The following is a 19,561-nucleotide window of genomic DNA, read 5'->3' on the forward strand; positions in this document are numbered from 1 at the left end:
TTAGTCTGTGTTCCTAAATTTGGGCCTTTACGGGCTGTTGACCCCCACTTAGAAATTTTTGCTTAACTCAACTTCTTGAAGTGGGGGGCTTACAGCCCGTTAATCTGCGATAAAGGATGATATGATGACAATATTATTGTTTGTAGTTGCCTATCTTATCGGATCCATTCCGACTGCGCTTATTGTTGGAAAGCTAGCTTTTAATATTGATATACGCGAGCACGGAAGCAATAATCCTGGCGCCACAAATACATTAAGGGTTCTTGGAAAAAAAGCCGCTATCATCGTCTTGCTTATCGATGTTGGAAAAGGGGCTCTTGCCGCCTTCCTTCCTACTTTAGCAGGGGTAGAAACGGATGCCTTACTAATTGGACTTTCTGCTGTAATTGGGCATTGCTTTCCAATTTTCGCGGGATTTAGAGGGGGAAAGGCCATTGCCACAACGGCAGGGGTCCTTCTTGTAGCAAATATATGGATGTTTTTGGCTGCCTATTTTGCTTTTTTCTTTATTATATTTATATCGAAATATGTATATTACGGATCACTAGCAGTCGGCCTGACTCTGCTCGTCTATTCCTTTTTCACACCTGGCCGGGAACATGAACTTATTTTTTCTATTTTTCTATTATTTTTGATTTTCCTTCACCGCTCTAATATTCATAATCATTTCCATCGACGTGAACCAAAAATTAACGATAAAAATTTAAAGAACGATCGCATTCCGCCAAAGAACAATGCAAATCGTGCATAAAATACTCCATTGCAGCCGAATATTGGTTCGTCCAATATTCGGCTTTCATTTTCAAAACAATCGTTATACCCTCGATTTGAATGGCCCTCTGTATTTTGCTTCACGCAACTCGAGTGCATATGCCTCTAAATTAGGCAGCCCCATTTCCCTTGCAATGGACAGCTCTTTTTCAACATCGTATGGAATTCTGACAATCTCAATTGAAAAAGGCGCAGGCTTGTCCGATAAATAGTCTCCGTGAAGAATCGTATAAGTAGCTTGGGGTATATCAAGTGAATTCCCAACACTACCAGCATTAAATAGTGTCTTTTGAGGTTTCACAGGCTCGATAAGGGCAGCGTGAATATCCCCATAGCCAACGACATCTGGTAATTTCCCATTATGATTGATGTTCTCCGTATTATCAAACATGGCAAGCTTTTCTTCATATGTATCTCTCATCGGAACAACCCGGTGGTACACACTTTTTGCTGAAGCATGAAAAAGCCTGACATATTTGCCGCTCATATAAAAATCATGATGGAATGGCAAGGATCGAAGATAGTTCATGGCATCCTTATCTAACTGGTCCTGATGCCATTTCACCTCTTCTATTTCAACTGGTCTCTGGATAAAGTCATCCCAATTCCCAAGCACAACGACCTCACAGCTCTCTCTAATTCGTTCAACCGATTTTTGCGAGTTTGGGCCTTTGCCAATGAGATCACCTAAACAGAATATGGTTTGGATCCCTCTGGATTTAATATTGTCCATGACTGCCTCAAGTGCAGTTACATTGCCGTGAATATCTGAAATAACCGCTATACTTCCCATCTGCCTGCCCTCCCAACTTTTAGTAATAGTTTCTCCATATTTAGTCATATCCCTTTATTTTTTCGAAAGTTGATTTTTTCTACTGTTGCATATATGTTAAAATAACAACAGGCTTTCAATGCCATTATTCTATTTATCCAAGGAGAAGGATTATGTCAAAAGTATTTGTATTCGGTCATAAAAACCCTGACACAGATTCAATCTGTTCTGCTATAGCGTACGCAGAATTAAAAACAAAATTAGGTGTAGAGGCAGAACCGATCCGCTTAGGACAAGTAAATGCTGAAACTCAATTTGCGCTTGATACTTTCAAGGTTGAGGCACCGCGTCTAGTTGAAGCCGTATCTAAGGAAGTTAGTGAAGTCATTCTTGTCGACCACAATGAATTCCAACAAAGTGCTGATGATATTCGTGATGTAAGAATTCTTGAAGTCATTGACCATCACCGCATCGCCAACTTTGAAACGAGCGACCCTCTTTATTACCGCGCAGAACCGGTCGGCTGCACTGCAACTATTTTAAAGAAACTCTATAAGGAAAACGCTGTGGAAATTAGTAAAGAAACAGCTGGATTAATGCTTTCAGCGATTATTTCTGATTCCTTATTGTTCAAATCTCCTACATGCACAGAGGAAGATGTGGCAGCAGCACGCGAGCTAGCAGAAATTGCTGGAGCCAATGCTGAGGAATATGGTTTAGCTATGCTTAAGGCAGGTGCAGACCTGAGTGATAAAACGATTGATCAATTAATCTCTCTAGATGCCAAAGAATTTCAAATGGGCAGTTACAAAACGGAAATTGCTCAAGTAAATGCTGTAGATCTAAATGACGTTCTAAGCCGCCAGGACGAGCTCGAAGCAAAGCTATCCGAAGTTGTTAAAAGCAAGGAATTAGATTTATTCCTTTTCGTTCTTACTGACATTTTAAACAATGATTCCGTTGCCATTGCTGTTGGAAACGAAACGAAAGCAGTGGAAGAGGCTTATAACGTAAAGCTTGAAAATAACCGCGCCCTATTAAAAGGCGTTGTTTCCCGTAAGAAACAGATCGTTCCAGGACTTACAAGAGCTTTAACTGAAAAATAATAATGACCACAAAAAAGGAGAAACAATTAGTTGTTCCTCCTTTTTTCTATGCTTTATAATTCCAAGTATTCCTTCGTTAAACGATCCATTAATTCCTTTACTGTCGTTTCTGTTGCAAGGCGCAATCCCTGGCCTGCCCACAAGGACATATACTCACGGTTATTTAATTTAACAGCCTGTTTTCTTATAGGACCTGTTAAATCATTCTGCAAGGGAAAAGGAAGAATGCCGGACGATTGACCTTCCATTTCCTTTATAAAGTCATTGCGAATACCCCTAGCCAGTTTCCCGGAAAAAGCCTTCGTTAACGTGGTTTTCTCCTCGGTCGAATTTAATATTGCTTCCTTATAAATAGAATGTGCTCCACTTTCTTTACATGTTAAAAAGGCAGTTCCAAGCTGGACACCCTTTGCCCCTAGAATGAAGGCTGCAGCCATTCCTCTTGCATCCATAATTCCACCGGCAGCAATGACAGGCAGTTTAACAGCATCTGCAATTTGTGGAATCAGAGCCATTGAACCAATTAACCCACTGCCTTCCTCATGAAAGGTTCCCCGGTGGCCGCCTGCCTCACTTCCCTGGGCAACAATCATATCGACACCAGATGACTCTAGCTCTAAAGCCTCATTCACATTCGTAGCTGTTCCGATTACAATGGTTCTCTGCTTCTTTAACTCCTTTATGACGCCTTCATCAGGAATGCCAAAAGTAAAGCTGCATATCGGAACCGTTGTATTTAGAACGACTTCTAATTGCTGTTTAAAAAGAGCCTGATAATCTTTTTCTATCTGGGGGCTGCCTTCTTCTATTCCCATATCTTCTTGATGTTTTTTTAAAACATTAACGGCATGAGCAAATCCTTCTTCTGTGCAAGAAACCTGATGATTTGGGACAAATAAATTTACCCCAAATGGCTTGGCTGTTAAGGCTTTAATCGACTTAATTGCCTCGTTCATTTCTTCCGGCAGCATATAACCTGCACCAAGATTGCCGAGCCCGCCGCAGTTTGATGTCTCGCTGATTAACGCTGGTGTTGTAATTCCGCCTGCCATTGGTGCCTGAAAAATTGGATAAGAGATGCCAAGCCTTTCAGTTACCTCATTTTGCATACTTTTCACGACAAGCACATCCTTTAGAATTACTTACTTTGTTCTGCCAATCGATCAATAATACTTTCTGCTACTATATGCCATAGTGAAGAGTCTTCCACATAGGAATCTTTTAACCTATTATACAATGCCATTTGCTTCTCTTTAAATTCAGGATCATCCTGAGAAGGAAGCTGACCACGCTCACGGTCCACTATTTCCTGAATCTGTTTCGCTCTAGGACCCCAAACAGCCTGCTCTTCTCCATCCTTATCGATAAAAACAAAAATTGGAATGGCTCTTGATGTCCCATTTGTTAAATATTGATCCATTAATTCAAGGTTTTGATCCCTTAAGACGAATCGGACTTCCATATCAATCTCTGCAGCAATTTTTAATAAAACTGGGTTATTTAAGAGTGCATCTCCACACCAGTCCTCCGTTAAGACAATGGCTTTTAAACCTTTTTCTTTAAAAGGAGCCAGTCTTTCTTTTTCCGTATCTGATAGTGAAAATTTCTCAAGGATAAGGGTCATTTCTTCCTGGTTAACCGTCATTCCTGTTATGTACTGATCAGCTGTTAAACCTTTTTCAAACCATTGATTTAAGCTCATTATAGCCCTCCTATTGTTTCGAAGTTATTCTTACTTATTATGACATATCCATTCCGTGAAAGTGAAATGGATAGACTTGCTTTCATTTTTTGTCGCTATATGAAAATTAACAAGTCTTTTCCTGGGAAATACACTTGAAATATGTCGACACTTTAGGATAAAAAGTCGAAAAGCTGATGGAAATAATCCACCAGCTTTTTCATCTTATCTTTTCTTTAATTCCTCTAACAATAACTTATTGACTAATGGAGGATTTGCTTGTCCTTTTGTTGCCTTCATAATTTGTCCAACAAAGAAACCAAGCGCTTTTTCTTTTCCATTTTTATAATCATCAATGATTTTCGGATTATTATCCAATACCTCAGAGATGATTTTTAGGAGTGCTCCTTCGTCAGAGATTTGAACTAATCCTTTCGCTTTCACGATTTGTTCAGCATCTCCGCCGTTTTCAATTAATTCCTTGAAAACAGTCTTCGCAATTTTTGAAGAGATTGTGCCGTTTTCAATCAGCTTGATCATACCGGCCAGCCCTTCTGGAGTTAAAGCTGTATCTGCAAGCTCTTTTTGCTCTGCCTTTAAATAAGCTGAGACATCACCCATGATCCAGTTGGATGCTTGCTTTGGATCTGCACCAGCATTTACTGTTGCCTCGAAGAAGTCAGCTGATTCCTTGATGACAGTTAATACAGCTGCATCATAGACAGGTAATCCAAGCTCTTCGATATAACGTTTTTGTCGCTGATCTGGAAGCTCAGGAATTTCAGCGCGGATCCGCTCTTTCCATTCATCATCAATATGAACATCGATTAAATCCGGATCAGGGAAATAACGATAATCGTCTGCTCCCTCTTTCACACGCATAAGGATTGTCGTATTTGTCGCTTCATCATACCTGCGCGTTTCTTGATTAATCACGCCGCCTGAACGTACTACTTCCTCTTGACGGCTTACTTCATATTCAATCCCTTTACGAATGAAGTTAAAGGAGTTCAAGTTCTTTAGCTCTGTTTTCGTTCCGAATTCTTCCTGTCCAACTGGGCGGATCGAAATATTTGCATCACAACGAAGAGACCCTTCCTCCATTTTACAATCAGAAACACCTGTGTATTGAATAATGGACTTTAATTTTTCAAGATAAGCATAAGCTTCGTTCGCTGTACGAATATCTGGCTCGGAAACTATCTCGATGAGCGGAGTGCCCGCACGGTTGAAATCACATAATGAATATCCATTTCCATGAGTTAGCTTTCCGGCATCCTCTTCTAAATGAATACGAGTAATCCCGATTCTTTTCTTATAGCCATCTACTTCAATATCAATCCAGCCATGCTCTCCAATTGGCTTATCCAGTTGAGAGATTTGGTAGGCTTTCGGGTTATCCGGATAAAAATAGTTCTTCCGGTCAAATGTCGTAACTGGAGCAATTTCGCAGTTAAGAGCTAACGCCGCCTTCATCCCAAATTCAACTACTTTCTTATTTAGGACAGGCAGAACCCCTGGATACCCAAGGTCAATGACCGTTGTATTCGTATTCGGTTCAGCTCCGAAGTGATTCGGGCTAGCCGAGAAGATTTTTGAATCTGTTTTTAATTCAACGTGTACTTCAAGTCCAATAACCGTTCCAAATTCCATTACTTTCCCCCCTTACAGTGTTGGTTTTCGTTTATGATAATCTGTTGCCTGTTCGAAGGCATGTGCCACACGATATACCGTACTTTCATCAAAGTGCTTGCCAATGATTTGCAGCCCTAACGGCAGGCCGTTATCAAATCCGCACGGAATAGAAATTCCTGGTACACCTGCAAGGTTTACTGGGATTGTCAAAATATCATTTGCATACATAGTCAAAGGATCTTCGATTGACTCACCGATTTTGAATGCTGGTTTTGGTGATGTTGGTCCAACAATAACATCAAACTTGCTCAGCACATCATCGAAATCCTTCTTGATTAATGTACGTACTTTTTGTGCCTTCTTATAGTAAGCATCATAATAGCCAGAGCTTAATGCAAACGTTCCTAGCATGATGCGAAGTTTAACTTCGTCGCCAAATCCTTCTGCACGTGTCTTTTTATAAAGATCAAGCAAGTTTTCAGGATTCTCCGTTCTGTATCCATATCGAACTCCATCAAAACGAGCAAGATTCGCTGAAGCCTCAGAAGAAGATAATAGATAATAAGATGCCAATGCATATTTGGAATGCGGAAGGGAAACTTCTTCCCATGTAGCGCCAAGCTTTTCAAGTACTTTTAATGAATCTAATACAGATTGGCGCGCTGTTTCTCCTACACCTTCACCTAAATATTCCTTCGGTACGGCAATTTTTAACCCTTTAATGTCTCCAGTTAATGACTCTACAAAATTAGGAACTTCGATGTTCGCAGAAGTAGAATCCATTGGATCTAGACCGGAAATCGCCTGCATTAAATAGGCATTGTCTTCAACCGTTCTTGTGATTGGACCAACTTGGTCAAACGATGAAGCAAAGGCGACAATGCCGAAACGGGACACACGGCCATATGTCGGCTTCATCCCAACAACGCCACAAAAAGCAGCAGGCTGTCTAATGGAGCCGCCTGTATCTGTTCCTAAAGAAAACAACACTTCTCCAGAGGCAACAGCAGCAGCAGAGCCACCTGAAGATCCGCCTGGTACCACATCTAAATTCCATGGATTTCGAGTCTTCTTGAAAGCAGAATGCTCAGTAGTGGATCCCATCGCAAATTCATCCATATTTAATTTCCCAATGGTAATCGTTTCTGCTTGATGTAATTTATTCACAACTGTTGCATCATAGATTGGATCAAAGTTTTCTAACATTTTACTTGCACATGTTGTACGCAAGCCTTTTGTAACGATATTATCCTTCAAGCCAATCGGCATTCCAAATAGGAGCCCCTTTGATTCATCCGTACCTAATTTTTCATCTAGTTTACGCGCTTTTTCACGAGCATTTTCTTCATCTAATGTGATAAAGGCCTGTACCTTATCTTCGACTGCGCTTATACGCTTATATGATTCATCAACAAGATCAGTGACCGAAACTTCTTTTTTATGTAAAAGCTCGTGTAACTCTGAAACTTTATGATCAAATAAACTCATCGTATTTCCCCCCTTACTCGATAATAGACGGCACTTTCACTTGCCCGTCCTGATGATCTGGTGCATTTTTTAGAACCTCTGATTGCGGTAAGCCTTCTTGAGGGACATCCTCTCTCATCACATTTTTCATATCTAAAACATGAGAAGTCGGTTCCACATTGTCTGTATCCAATTCATTTAGCTGTTCAGCAAAGGTAATCATTGAACCCAGCTGTTTCGAGAACATCTCAGCTTCTTCTTCTGTTATGGCCAATCTTGCTAAGTTTGCCACACGTTTTACTTGTTCGGTTGAAATTTTAGACATTTATCGACACCTCCAAAAGTGTAATTCCATAGACACAATAATATAGATAATATCAAACTTTCACACGTTAAAGCAATTTTTTTATAGCGTATATTTGACATGTACCTATGCCATTTTATCATGAGTTCTGACAATTCGCATTGGTCAAAAAAAGAAATGCCCGTCATGGAGGGATGACGGACTTTTTTAGCGGGACGGGAACATGAAATGTCCGTCCAAGGGGAGTGGACGGACTTTTTTAGCGGGGTGGGAACGGGAATTGTCCGTCCAAGGCGCGTGGACGGACTTTTTGGGCGGAATGCGAACGGGAAATGTCCGTCCAAGGGACGTGGATGGACTTTTTGAGTGGGATGCGAATGTAAAAAGTCCGTCCAAGGGGCCTGGACGGACTTTTGGAGTGGGATGCGAACATGAAATGTCCGCCAGTAGGCTAGTGACGGACTTTTCATTAGGTTTTCCACTTTTTATCTAACTCCTTGAAAATAACGAAAAGAATCCCTTTTTCTTTTTAGGAGCTTTTTTGGTCGGCACTTCTTTTTTTACATATATCTCCTCTTTATCAATCGCATAGTCATGAGCAAGAGCTAAGCCAATTTCTGAATTATAATCCTTATTAGTCACCATTGTGTATTCTACCCTATATTTTGTAGCTAGTTTGGTATATTTTGAAAGTTCTTCGTAATTCATATTTCCATTTAAGTAAAGATGAGCTTTCCCATTATCCTTTAGCGCCTTTTCAACTTGAGGATAGATGCCGTCTTCTCTAATTTGTGATTGTGTAAGGGCAATCACGATTCGTTCTCGCAAAGTTCCAAGGAATTTCCTTCGTTCATCAGGCTTTGTTTGCTTCTGGCCATGGATTCCCTGGAGGATATAATCATCGATATTATTAGACAAAGTAATACCTCCTGTTGTTTTTTTCTCAACAGCCACCAATAAGTTAATTGTATATAGATTTTAAAAGAAGGGCTATTAATATGTATGTTTTATTGTATCAAGAGGTGTCATCTTTGAAAAATCATACGACAAAAAAATCCCCCCTTCACAAAGAAGAGAGGATAAAATGGGAGAAAAATTGGTCAAAAATCACGATAGAATGATTGATAAACGAAAATTAATTAGATAAACATACTGCAGTCATACAAAATCATCATACTTCCTGTTTTGCTGATGTAAACTGCTCCTCTTCCGTTGAACCCTTTAAGGCGGTTGTGGAAGAGGTTCCACCTGTAATCGTCATTGATACTTTATCGAAATATCCGGTCCCCACCTCCCTTTGATGTCTAGTAGCTGTATAGCCCTGCACCTCGCTTGCAAATTCAGCCTCCTGTAATTCTGAATAAGCAGCCATGCCACGGTCTCTGTAGCCACGAGCCAATTCAAACATGCTGTGGTTTAAGGCATGGAAGCCAGCAAGGGTAACGAATTGGAATTTGTAGCCCATTTTTCCAAGCTCAATTTGGAACTTCGCAATCGTTTCATCATCAAGCTTGCTCTTCCAGTTGAATGATGGAGAACAGTTATAGGCAAGCATTTTGCCAGGAAACTTTTCATGAATGGCTTCAGCAAAGCGCCTTGCCTCATCCAGATTAGGCTCCGCCGTTTCGCACCAGACAAGGTCCGCATATGGGGCATAGGCTAATCCTCTTGCAATAGCTTGGTCAAGACCTGCTTTAGTCCGGAAAAACCCTTCAGGTGTTCGATCTCCCGTAATGAAAGGTGCATCATATGAATCTACATCACTAGTAATTAAATCCGCCGCATTCGCGTCTGTTCTAGCAACTACTAGAGTCGGCACACCCATTACATCTGCTGCTAACCTAGCAGCAATTAGGTTTTTAACGGCTGTCTGTGTCGGTAATAAAACCTTTCCTCCAAGATGTCCGCATTTTTTCTCGGAAGAGAGCTGATCCTCAAAATGGACGCCTGCTGCTCCGGCTTCAATCATCCCTTTCATTAATTCGAACACATTCAGCTGGCCGCCAAACCCAGCCTCCGCATCAGCCACAATCGGAGCGAACCAGTCAATGGATGAATCCCCTTCCATATGATGAATTTGATCTGCACGCTGCAGGGCCTGATTAATTCTCTTGACTACGCTTGGAACACTGTTAGCTGGATACAGGCTTTGATCAGGATACATATGACCGGAAAGATTGGCATCTGCCGCTACTTGCCAGCCGCTTAAATAGATTGCCTTCAATCCTGCTTTTACCTGCTGAACAGCCTGATTTCCTGTCAATGCTCCTAACGCATGAACAAAATCCTCTTCATTCACAAGCTTCCAAAGCTTTTCAGCTCCCCTACGTGCCAGTGTATATTCAATATCGATGGAGCCCCTTAATTGAATGACCTCTTCTGCAGAATATGGTCTTTCAATCCCTTTCCAGCGTGCATCCATCTCCCAGCTTTCCTGCAATTGCTTCACTCTTGAATCATTCATTTGTGTTACTCCTCCTTTAAAATGTTTTGATGAAATCCAATGTTGTTATACTACAATTCATATTATACATTTTGTATTATATAACAGATAATTCTGAAAGGGAACCCCATTTTATAAATATTTCGAAAATTCTAATCGATCATTCATAGAATTCAACTATTTTCCGCTCACCGCTTTTTTATTCTTAAACAGGGAATGGGACGGCGTTTCTTTTACCGATGACCACCTTTTTGACCTTGAACGGGGAATGAGACGGCGATTCTTTTACCGACAACTACCTTTTTAACCTTGAACGGGCAATAAGACAGCGTTTCTTTTACCGGCAACTGCCTTTTAGAACTTGAATGGGGAATGAAATTATATTTTCCCCTTAAAATCTTCTACGCTGAATATTTCTTAACGAAAAAAAAGAGTGATCTGTCCAATGACAAATCACTCTTTTTGAAATTAAAACATTTCTGAAGTTGTTTTTGCTTGCATGTGAAGAAGCAGATAATCAGGTCCGCCTGCTTTAGAGTCAGTTCCTGACATGTTGAATCCGCCGAATGGCTGGTAGCCTACAATGGCACCTGTACAGCCGCGGTTAAAGTATAAGTTTCCAACATGGAAATCTTCACGTGCTTTTTCTTGGTTCATGCGGTTGTTGGTAATAACTGCACCCGTTAAACCGTATTCTGTGTTGTTAGCAATGTCAATCGCTTCATCGAAATCTTTAGCTTTTGTAAAGCCTACAACTGGTCCAAAGATTTCTTCCTTCATGATGCGAGATTCTGGTGAAAGGTCAGCGAATACAGTTGGTTTGATGAAGTAGCCTTTGGAATCGTCCCCTTCGCCGCCTGTCATTAGCTTACCTTCTTGCTTTCCAATTTCAATATAGCTCATGATTTTATTGTAAGCACTTTGGTCAATAACTGTTGCCATGTAATTATTTTGATCTACTGGATCACCTTGTGTTAGTTGATTTGTTAATTCAACAACACGGTTTAATACTTGATCATAAACATCTTCAACAACTACTGCACGTGAACATGCAGAACATTTTTGTCCGGAGAATCCGAAAGCAGAAGCAACAATAGAAGTCGCAGCTAGTTCAAGATCTGCTTCTTTATCGACAACAATCGTGTCTTTTCCGCCCATTTCTGCGATTAAACGCTTCATCCAAATTTGACCTTCATTCAGCTTAGATGAACGTTCGAAAATACGCAGACCAACGTCACGAGAACCTGTGAAGCTGATGAAACGAGTGTCTTTATGGTCAACTAAGTAGTCGCCCACTTCTGCACCGCTTCCTGGAACGAAGTTAAGAACACCTGCTGGAAGTCCTGCTTCTTCCATGACTTCAACGAATTTCGCTGCAACAATTGGCGTTGTTGAAGCTGGTTTTAATAACACAGTGTTTCCTGTTACGATTGCAGCAACTGTCGTACCAGCCATAATCGCTAACGGGAAGTTCCAAGGAGAGATAATGATTCCAACTCCTAATGGAATGTAGTCATAACGGTTATATTCGTTTGGACGGCTGTTTACTGGAACACCATCTTTAATACGCAGCATTTGACGTGCGTAATATTCTAAGAAATCAATTGCTTCTGCAGTATCTGCATCTGCCTCATTCCATGGCTTTCCTGCTTCTTTTGTTAAAAGAGCAGAGAATTCATGCTTGCGGCGGCGGATAATCGCTGCTGCTTTGAAAAGAACGTCTGCACGAATTTCCGGCTTAACCTTTTTCCATGTTTTGAACGCTTCAACAGCAGCCTGCATGGCTTTTTCGGCTAATTCTTGGCTTGCTTTAGACACACGGCCAATTACTTCTTCCTTATTAGCAGGATTGTATGAAGTAATTTTATCTTCAGTCGTAATGCGTTCTCCGCCAATAACTAAATCGTAGTCTTTTCCTAAATAGCCTTCAACCGTTTTTAAACCTGTTAAATAAGCTTCACGGTTTTCTTCTACTTTAAAATTTGTGAATGGTTCATGTTTGTAAGGTTGTACCATTTTCTTCGCCTCCACATTTCTACTAAAAATGACAAATGAACACGTAATAAACGAATCGCCAATTTTTTGTGCTCACTGTTATCTTTGTATAGCTTTTGCATCCAATTCCCATTTTAACATGTTTTGATTTAACCGTTCAAACAACACGGTCTAATTTTTGGAAAGTTAAAAAACAGACTTCTCCTCATCCTCGTATATTTTTCACGAATAATGAATTTTGACTCTTCCATTCCATCTCAAAACATACTAATTGTAAATGTGAACGAATGGTTCATTTTGGTCAGCTTTGCGGACAATCAAGGCTTCCGGACCATAAACGGATGAAACATTAACCTCTATGGAGATATATTCCGGAAAATGTTTCATCACAAGACTTGCAACATATTGAGTAAATCCAATCCCTTCAGCCTTTCCATAAAACTGTATTGGAATATTAATGGATAGCTCTTGCATCTGTCCCTGAACATAATACGCTTTACCAATTACCCCATTAAAATTAGGAAAATAGGATTCGACATCTTGTTTAAAGTTCAAAAAGGATGTTAAATCATCGCGATGATTTTCAGTCGCAGCTGTTGATGGAAATTGGACATACTTTTCATCAATCTTTTCCCATCCTCCTAGTTTAGAGCTGCCCTTTGGGGCATTCGCATAAGCGAAGAAATTCCCAGGAACGACGGATGTTTTACTTTGCTGTTCAAATAAGGCAATGGTAATCGGAACATCCTTGAGTTGATCCATTTGCCGCAATCTGCTCAATACCTCATCCGCGAGCTTCTTTCCCTCTTTTTCAAGTTCGGCATGACTAATTTTTGTTTCATATGTCGGCCCATATTGGATCTTTTGGTAATAGTAAATGGAATTGAGAGCTAGCCCGACGACGACTCCTCCCAATTTATACTTTCCCTCGTCATTTTTAATTAGATAATTATGTTCTAAAATATGGGCCAGGTATTCCGGGGTCTCTTCTTTTCCATTATCAAGAGGGTTAAGTCCAATGTTGTCCTCTTCCTTTAATTTATTCTCTTCTAATTGGTCAGAAGTGAATTTTCGGTTTAGCCAGAGGCCAACTGTCTTTCTTTTTAAATGCTGTCCTTCTTGAAACATATATTTATCCGGGTCAAAATTGTTTTGTGCAACCCGCATCAGGCCCGTTTCAAACTCTGTAATATCATATTTTGAATTAATATTACCTACGACGAGTCCTCTTGATTCACTCGGTTCAAAAGGCAAAATCGTACGGTAGTACTGATCCGAAATCCTATAGCTTGGAATTATTGCTTTCTCTTTAGCATCCTCTTTTTCATGGACCACTTCATCCTGTCCATTGAACTTTGGCGCACACCCGGCAAGAAGAAGGCTTAAAGAAAGAGCAAGCAATATTATTTTTTTCACGGAATTCCCACTCTCTCCTTTTGTCTTTAGAAAATCTAATCCTTTAATTCCTCCACAAGTCTCTCTTCATCCCAAATATCGATTCCTAATTCCTGTGCTTTCGTCAGCTTTGAACCTGCATCCTCACCTGCGATCACAATATCTGTTTTCTTACTTACACTTCCAGATACTTTACCACCTAATGCCTCAATCTGATCCTTTGCTTCATTTCTAGACAGCCTTTCAAGCTTTCCTGTTAACACAATTGTTTTTCCAGCAAAAATCGACTCTGAATTTTCAGCAGTTACGAGCTTAGGACCTTTATATTCCATATTCACGTCAGCTTCTCTGAGCTCTTGAAGAAGTTCTTTAACCTCCTCTTGTTCAAAAAAGGCAACAATGGAATCAGCCATTTTCTCACCGATTTCATTTATGGCAAGAAAATCATCGCGAGTAGCTGCTTCAAGACCTTCCATGGATCCAAATTGCTGGGCAATGGTTTTGGCTGCTTTTTCCCCAACATGACGGATACCTAATCCAAAAATAAGTTTTTCTAGTGAATTTTGCTTAGAGGCTTCGATCGCAGCCAGTAAATTTTGAACTGACTTTTCTCCCATTCGCTCAAGCTGAATAAGCTGTTCATACTTCAGCTTATACAAATCTGCTACATCATGGATCAGATTTTCCGCAAATAATTGGCTAATCACCTTTTCTCCTAATCCATCAATATTCATCGCATTTCGGGAAACAAAATGAATGAGACCTTCACGGATTTGTGCTGGACACTTTGGATTAATGCAGCGTAAGGCAACCTCTCCGTCTAGGCGAATAAGCTCACTTTCACATTCTGGGCAATGAGTCGGCATGTGAAATTCTTCTTCTTCCCCTGTTCTTCGGTCAGCTAATACATTTACCACCTCAGGAATAATGTCACCTGCTTTTTTCACAACGACTTGATCCCCAATTCGGATATCCTTTTCTCGAATTAAATCCTCATTGTGAAGAGAAGCACGCTGAACCGTAGATCCAGCCACACGGACTGGCTCCAAGATCGCTGTTGGTGTCACGACACCTGTTCTTCCTACGCTTAATTCAATAGCCTTTAAGGTTGTAATAACCTCTTCAGCTGGAAACTTATAGGCAATGGCCCAGCGTGGACTCTTTGCTGTTGTTCCAAGATCCTGCTGCTGTTCAAACGAATCCACCTTGATTACAATTCCATCGATTTCATACGCGAGCTGAGGACGTTCTTTCGTCCATTTTTCTACATATTCAATGACCTCATGGATGTCCGCACACTTTTTTCGCTGCTTATTCGTCTTAAATCCAAGCGAATCTAAAAAGTCCAATGCCTCACTATGTGAATCGATAGCTGTTTCACCTGTATCTGTTACACTATATAGGAAAACATCAAGATTTCTTGAAGCCGCAATTCGCGGATCTAGCTGGCGCAGTGAACCCGCTCCCGCATTTCGTGGGTTGGCAAAAAGCTCTTCACCCTTCTCCGCTCTTAGATGATTCAACGCCTCAAAGGAACGCTTTGGCATGAACGCCTCGCCGCGGGCTTCCAGTGAAACCTCCTTATTTAAGCGAAGCGGAATGGAACGAATCGTTCGCAGGTTAGCTGTAATATTCTCTCCAGTGGATCCATCCCCTCTCGTTGCACCGAGAACAAATAATCCATCTTCATAGCGAAGAGATACAGCTAATCCATCAATTTTCAACTCGCATACATAGGAAAAATCATCCCCAACAACCTGGCGGATACGTCGGTCAAAATCCATTAAGTCTTGCTCGCTAAAAGCATTGCTAAGACTTAACATTTGGGACTGGTGCTGTACTTTTTCGAACATATCCAGAACCTCTCCGCCAACCCGTTGCGTAGGTGAATCAGATGATTTTAGTTCCGGAAATCCTTCCTCTATTTCAACTAACTCTCTCATAAGCCTATCGTATTCCGCATCCGGAACAGATGGCTGATCAAGAACATGATACTCATAATTATATTGATTTAATAAATTTTTCAATTCATTTACTTTATTTTCAGCCATTTGAAGATCCATAGATTCAACCCCTTTCATAGAAAAAGCTCGGAACTCCTATCCCTTAGTTATCGGCGCAAACTTAGCCAATAATCGTTTGATCCCGATTGGTTTTGGGAAAGCAATATCCAATTCAATGCCTTCTCCTTCACCCTTCACACTAACAACGGTACCCGTACCCCATTTGCCATGCACCGCTTTGTCGCCAACCTTCCAGCCTAATTCACCTCCGCCTGTTGCATTCATGGCTGGACGAATCACTGGCCTTCTAGGCGTTGGTCTTCCCTCTGATGAAGACCCTAGCGCTGTTCCTCCGAAAGGCGAAGCCGATCTTTTTGCTGGCTGGATTCCATCGAGCAAGTCTTCAGGTATTTCTTTTATAAAGCGCGAAGGAGGATTCATATTCGTACGACCGAACAATGTTCTCAATTGAGCATTAGTTATAAACAGCTCTTCCTCTGCTCTCGTTATTCCTACATATGCGAGTCTGCGTTCTTCCTCCATTTCTGCCTCTTCCATTAATGATCGGCTGTGAGGGAAAACCCCTTCCTCCAGACCAATTAAAAAGACAGTTGGGAATTCAAGACCTTTTGCCGAGTGAAGGGTCATTAAGACAACAGCATCGGCTTTTTCCCCATCATCATCTAGCTTATCAATATCAGCGACTAACGCTAAATCCGTTAGAAAGGCTACTAAGCTTTTGTCATCACTAGCCTCTTCAAAGCTTTTCGTTACGGATAGAAATTCATCCAGGTTTTCGAGACGGCTTTGAGCTTCAATTGATTTTTCCGCAATCAGCATCTCTCGATATCCTGATTTCTCTAGTAATTCTTCCACTAATTCCGTAACAGACAGGTACTCCTGCATTTGCGTATAGTTATTTATTAAATCCCTAAATTCTCCTGCAGCTTTCGTAATCTTCGGGCTTAAACCGATTAGTTCAACAGATTGCAAGGCTTCAAACATCGTCATATCGTGCAGCGATGCAAAGTTAGCAATCTTATCAATCGTTCCTGAACCTATTCCGCGTTTTGGGACATTAATAATTCTTTGTAGGCTTATATCATCACTTGGATTTGCAATCAGTCTTAAATAAGCGAGAATATCTTTAATTTCCTTACGGTCGTAGAACTTAATTCCGCCGACGATGGAGTATTCGATGTTTGATTTTAAAAGAACTTCCTCCATGACACGGGATTGGGCATTCGTGCGATAAAGAATCGCAATATCCGATAAATTCCGCTTTCCGTCTTTCGTAAACTCTTTTATTTTGCCGACAACAAATTGAGCCTCCCCTTGCTCACTATCTGCCCGGTAGTAGAAAATCTTATTTCCTTCGGGGTTTTCTGTCCAAAGATTTTTCGCCTTTCGATTCATATTTCTAGAGATCACTTGATTGGCTGCAAGAAGAATTCTTTTCGTGGACCGGTAATTTTGCTCAAGCAGAATCACTTTAGCATTAGAATAATCTTTTTCAAAGGAAAGGATATTGGCAATATCAGCCCCGCGCCAGCGGTAAATAGACTGATCCGAGTCGCCTACAACACATAGATTTCTAAATCTTGCTGCTAAAAGCTTTACGAGCATATATTGTGCTCGGTTTGTATCCTGATACTCATCGACATGTATGTACTGGAATTTTCTCTGATAGTATTCGAGAACATCCGGTACACGCTGGAAAAGCTGAATGGTTATCATAATAAGATCATCGAAATCCAGTGCTTGGTTTCTTCTGAGTCTCTTTTGATATTCTGTATAAACATCACTTACAACCTGCTGATAATAGTCGCCTGTTGTTTTCGAATATTCCTCAGGTGTTGTCAGTTCATTCTTAGCCGAGCTAATGGAACCAAGGATGGCACGTGGATCAAATTTTTTCGGGTCTAAGTTTTTATCCTTTAAAATCCCTTTAATAACCGACTGCTGATCTGTTGTATCTAAAATGGTAAAATTACGATTAAAGCCAATGCGGTCAATATCTCTCCTTAAAATCCTTACACACATCGAGTGAAAGGTCGAGATCCAAATCTCATCAGCCGCTCCGCCCATCATTCTCTGAATCCTTTCGCGCATCTCTCGCGCGGCTTTATTCGTGAAGGTAATAGCCAAAATATTATATGGATTGACCCCTTTTTCTACCATTAAATAACCAATTCGGTGTGTTAATACTCTTGTCTTGCCACTGCCGGCACCAGCCATTATTAATAGAGGTCCATCTGTTGTCTTTACTGCATTCTGCTGCTCAGGGTTTAATCCCTTTAAAAGCTTATCTGTTAAAAAATTCATTCCTTCAATCACCGCCAAACATATGTTCTATTGCTAATATTAACTCTTTTCCTCATGCCATTCAACTGTTATCGCAGATTAACGGGCTGTAAGAACCCCCACTGATTGAAGTTTCACTTTAACGTACAGCTTTAACCGTTTCTAAAGCGGCATGTATATCTTTATAAATAACATTTCCAACTACGATTACATTGGCTGAGGCTGCCATTTCACGAGCCTGTTCCGCTGTTTCTATGCCGCCGCCATAAAATAAGGTTGTATTCTCAAGCGTTTTCCTAACCTCTGATAGTAACTTGGCATCTCCGTATGTTCCGCTATATTCTAAGTAAAAAATAGGGAGATGGAACATTTTTTCTGCCATCATGGCATAAGCCCTGACATCATCAATGGTTAAATCGGTATTTGCATTTGTCAGCTTAGCAGCTTTGCATTCCTCATTGAGAATACAATAACCTTGCACGGCTATTTCATCCCAGTTCATGATATCTCCATACTCTTTCACAGCTTCATGGTGCAGTCCTGAAATCCACTTTGTCTCCCTGCTGTTCAAAACCGTTGGAATAAAATATAAATCAAATCCAGGTGTAATCGCTTCGATAGAGGATACTTCCAGCACACATGGGACCGTATATCGGCGGATACGAGCCATTAGATCCAATACCTTGTCTAATGTGATTCCATCCGTTCCACCCACAATCAGTGCATCGGTTCCTGACTCGCAAATCTTTTCTAAATCCTCATCAGAAATATTTTTATCTGGATCGAGCTTAAACACATGGCGCCACTCGCGAACATCATACATCCATACTTCCCCCATTCTATCATTCCATTTCAACATTATATCATTTGTGAAATGAATCAAAAAGTAAAGCGCGGAACAACCAAAATCCAAAAATGTAGATATTTTCAAATGCCCTTCTCAATAATTATAAAAAACAAAAAAGCTAAAGGACACTAAAGGGCGGGAACCATCAAAGTGTGTCCTTTAACTTGGTTTTAAAGGACACTAAAGGGAGGAAACCATCAATGTATGTCCTTTAACTTAGTTTTAAAGGACACATAGGGAGGAAACCATCAAAGTGTGTCCTTTAACTTAGTTTTAAAGGACACATAGGGAGGAAACCATCAATGTGTGTCCTTTAACTTAGTTTTAAAGGACACATAGGGAGGAAACCATCAATGTATGTCCTTTAACTTAGTTTTAAAGGACACAAAGAGAGGAAACCATCAAAGTGTGTCCTTTAACTTAGCGGGAACTGCCAAATACCAAATAATATCCTAAACCCCAAAAAGCCGCAGAAGTTAACCCCTGCGGCCTTTCCATAAAGATATAATCATTCATTCACAGATTCGTTTTCTTTAATTCGCTCTAAAGCCATTTCGTATGCATCATTTCCATAGTTGAGACAGCGTTTAACACGAGAAATGGTTGCGGTACTGGCGCCTGTTTCGGTCTCGATCTTATGATATGTTTTTCCTTCTGTAAGCATTCGAGCAACTTCAAGACGCTGGGCTAAAGATTGAATCTCATTGACTGTGCATAAATCATCAAAAAAACGATAGCATTCTTCTAAATCCTTTAAAGATAAAATCGATTTAAATAACTGATCCAGCTCTTTTCCTCTTAATTTATCAATTTGCATATGCTCATACCCCTTTAAATA

The 19,561-nt window shown here is 40.6% G+C and carries 17 protein-coding genes; 3 read left to right on the plus strand and 14 right to left on the minus strand.

Annotation, left to right across the window (positions count from 1 at the left end):
- Positions 1 to 124: 124 nt before the first annotated feature.
- A complete protein-coding gene (plsY, locus tag V7164_RS17975; protein WP_335354802.1) occupies positions 125 to 751 on the plus strand; it encodes a glycerol-3-phosphate 1-O-acyltransferase PlsY in 627 nt (208 codons plus the stop codon).
- 63 nt (positions 752 to 814) lie between these two features.
- On the opposite strand, the gene V7164_RS17980 is transcribed toward plsY, so the two are convergent.
- Positions 815 to 1,564 (minus strand): metallophosphoesterase family protein, encoded by a 750-nt coding sequence (locus tag V7164_RS17980; protein WP_335354780.1) that lies wholly within the window; start codon positions 1,562 to 1,564, stop codon positions 815 to 817.
- Positions 1,565 to 1,716: 152 nt separating this feature from the next.
- Between V7164_RS17980 and V7164_RS17985 the strand changes: the two genes are divergently transcribed.
- A complete protein-coding gene (locus tag V7164_RS17985) occupies positions 1,717 to 2,649 on the plus strand; it encodes a manganese-dependent inorganic pyrophosphatase (protein WP_335354781.1) in 933 nt (310 codons plus the stop codon).
- A 53-nt stretch (positions 2,650 to 2,702) separates the two neighbouring features.
- Here the strand turns inward: V7164_RS17985 and V7164_RS17990 are convergent, their stop codons facing one another.
- From V7164_RS17990 to gatC, 5 genes are all read right to left on the minus strand, one after another.
- Positions 2,703 to 3,758 carry an NAD(P)H-dependent flavin oxidoreductase gene (locus V7164_RS17990; RefSeq protein WP_335354803.1) on the minus strand — a complete coding sequence of 352 codons (1,056 nt, stop codon included), beginning with the start codon at positions 3,756 to 3,758 and terminating at the stop codon, positions 2,703 to 2,705.
- Between the two features lie 29 nt (positions 3,759 to 3,787).
- On the minus strand, positions 3,788 to 4,351 hold the full coding sequence (locus V7164_RS17995; RefSeq protein WP_335354782.1) for a thioredoxin family protein: 564 nt from the start codon (positions 4,349 to 4,351) through the stop codon (positions 3,788 to 3,790).
- A gap of 204 nt (positions 4,352 to 4,555) precedes the next feature.
- Entirely contained in the window at positions 4,556 to 5,983 is a 1,428-nt protein-coding gene (gene gatB, locus V7164_RS18000) for an Asp-tRNA(Asn)/Glu-tRNA(Gln) amidotransferase subunit GatB (RefSeq protein ID WP_335354783.1), read from the minus strand.
- 12 nt (positions 5,984 to 5,995) lie between these two features.
- Entirely contained in the window at positions 5,996 to 7,453 is a 1,458-nt protein-coding gene (gene gatA / locus V7164_RS18005) for an Asp-tRNA(Asn)/Glu-tRNA(Gln) amidotransferase subunit GatA (protein ID WP_335354784.1), read from the minus strand.
- A gap of 13 nt (positions 7,454 to 7,466) precedes the next feature.
- Positions 7,467 to 7,757 carry an Asp-tRNA(Asn)/Glu-tRNA(Gln) amidotransferase subunit GatC gene (gatC, locus tag V7164_RS18010; protein WP_335354785.1) on the minus strand — a complete coding sequence of 97 codons (291 nt, stop codon included), beginning with the start codon at positions 7,755 to 7,757 and terminating at the stop codon, positions 7,467 to 7,469.
- A 259-nt stretch (positions 7,758 to 8,016) separates the two neighbouring features.
- On the opposite strand from gatC, the gene V7164_RS18015 reads away from it, so the two are divergent.
- Positions 8,017 to 8,229, plus strand: a complete 213-nt coding sequence (locus tag V7164_RS18015; RefSeq protein WP_335354786.1) for a hypothetical protein — start codon at positions 8,017 to 8,019, stop codon at positions 8,227 to 8,229.
- Here the strand turns inward: V7164_RS18015 and V7164_RS18020 are convergent.
- The 8 genes from V7164_RS18020 to V7164_RS18055 form a co-directional block, all read right to left on the minus strand.
- A complete protein-coding gene (locus V7164_RS18020) occupies positions 8,226 to 8,654 on the minus strand; it encodes a YueI family protein (protein ID WP_335354787.1) in 429 nt (142 codons plus the stop codon). The two genes, V7164_RS18015 and V7164_RS18020, sit on opposite strands and share 4 nt — an antisense overlap.
- Before the next feature lie 253 nt (positions 8,655 to 8,907).
- On the minus strand, positions 8,908 to 10,200 hold the full coding sequence (aceA, locus tag V7164_RS18025) for an isocitrate lyase (RefSeq protein WP_335354788.1): 1,293 nt from the start codon (positions 10,198 to 10,200) through the stop codon (positions 8,908 to 8,910).
- A 447-nt stretch (positions 10,201 to 10,647) separates the two neighbouring features.
- A complete protein-coding gene (pruA, locus tag V7164_RS18030) occupies positions 10,648 to 12,195 on the minus strand; it encodes an L-glutamate gamma-semialdehyde dehydrogenase (protein ID WP_335354789.1) in 1,548 nt (515 codons plus the stop codon).
- Positions 12,196 to 12,441: 246 nt separating this feature from the next.
- The gene (locus tag V7164_RS18035; protein WP_335354790.1) at positions 12,442 to 13,590 is read right to left on the minus strand and encodes a CamS family sex pheromone protein; all 1,149 of its coding nucleotides are present in this window, start codon (positions 13,588 to 13,590) and stop codon (positions 12,442 to 12,444) included.
- A gap of 35 nt (positions 13,591 to 13,625) precedes the next feature.
- A complete protein-coding gene (gene ligA, locus V7164_RS18040) occupies positions 13,626 to 15,632 on the minus strand; it encodes an NAD-dependent DNA ligase LigA (RefSeq protein WP_335354791.1) in 2,007 nt (668 codons plus the stop codon).
- Between the two features lie 36 nt (positions 15,633 to 15,668).
- Positions 15,669 to 17,897, minus strand: a complete 2,229-nt coding sequence (pcrA, locus tag V7164_RS18045; RefSeq protein WP_335354792.1) for a DNA helicase PcrA — start codon at positions 17,895 to 17,897, stop codon at positions 15,669 to 15,671.
- A 118-nt stretch (positions 17,898 to 18,015) separates the two neighbouring features.
- Positions 18,016 to 18,699, minus strand: coding sequence for a heptaprenylglyceryl phosphate synthase (locus V7164_RS18050; protein ID WP_335354793.1), 684 nt, complete (start codon positions 18,697 to 18,699; stop codon positions 18,016 to 18,018).
- Positions 18,700 to 19,231: 532 nt separating this feature from the next.
- Complete coding sequence (locus V7164_RS18055; protein ID WP_335344315.1) at positions 19,232 to 19,540, minus strand: YerC/YecD family TrpR-related protein; 309 nt, start codon at positions 19,538 to 19,540, stop codon at positions 19,232 to 19,234.
- Positions 19,541 to 19,561: the final 21 nt, after the last annotated feature.

This window comes from Bacillus sp. JJ1474, from assembly GCF_036965225.1.
In the GTDB taxonomy this organism is placed as follows: domain Bacteria; phylum Bacillota; class Bacilli; order Bacillales; family Cytobacillaceae; genus Cytobacillus.

Excerpts from the sequence above, each read along its gene's own strand:
- plsY (WP_335354802.1), top strand. The coding sequence starts at position 125 with ATGACAATATTATTGTTTGTAGTTGCCTATCTTATCGGATCCATTCCG.
- V7164_RS17980 (WP_335354780.1), bottom strand. The coding sequence starts at position 1,564 with ATGGGAAGTATAGCGGTTATTTCAGATATTCACGGCAATGTAACTGCA.
- V7164_RS17985 (WP_335354781.1), top strand. The coding sequence starts at position 1,717 with ATGTCAAAAGTATTTGTATTCGGTCATAAAAACCCTGACACAGATTCA.
- V7164_RS17990 (WP_335354803.1), bottom strand. The coding sequence starts at position 3,758 with ATGCAAAATGAGGTAACTGAAAGGCTTGGCATCTCTTATCCAATTTTT.
- V7164_RS17995 (WP_335354782.1), bottom strand. The coding sequence starts at position 4,351 with ATGAGCTTAAATCAATGGTTTGAAAAAGGTTTAACAGCTGATCAGTAC.
- gatB (WP_335354783.1), bottom strand. The coding sequence starts at position 5,983 with ATGGAATTTGGAACGGTTATTGGACTTGAAGTACACGTTGAATTAAAA.
- gatA (WP_335354784.1), bottom strand. The coding sequence starts at position 7,453 with ATGAGTTTATTTGATCATAAAGTTTCAGAGTTACACGAGCTTTTACAT.
- gatC (WP_335354785.1), bottom strand. The coding sequence starts at position 7,757 with ATGTCTAAAATTTCAACCGAACAAGTAAAACGTGTGGCAAACTTAGCA.
- aceA (WP_335354788.1), bottom strand. The coding sequence starts at position 10,200 with ATGAATGATTCAAGAGTGAAGCAATTGCAGGAAAGCTGGGAGATGGAT.
- pruA (WP_335354789.1), bottom strand. The coding sequence starts at position 12,195 with ATGGTACAACCTTACAAACATGAACCATTCACAAATTTTAAAGTAGAA.
- ligA (WP_335354791.1), bottom strand. The coding sequence starts at position 15,632 with ATGGATCTTCAAATGGCTGAAAATAAAGTAAATGAATTGAAAAATTTA.
- pcrA (WP_335354792.1), bottom strand. The coding sequence starts at position 17,897 with ATGAATTTTTTAACAGATAAGCTTTTAAAGGGATTAAACCCTGAGCAG.
- V7164_RS18050 (WP_335354793.1), bottom strand. The coding sequence starts at position 18,699 with ATGTATGATGTTCGCGAGTGGCGCCATGTGTTTAAGCTCGATCCAGAT.
- V7164_RS18055 (WP_335344315.1), bottom strand. The coding sequence starts at position 19,540 with ATGCAAATTGATAAATTAAGAGGAAAAGAGCTGGATCAGTTATTTAAA.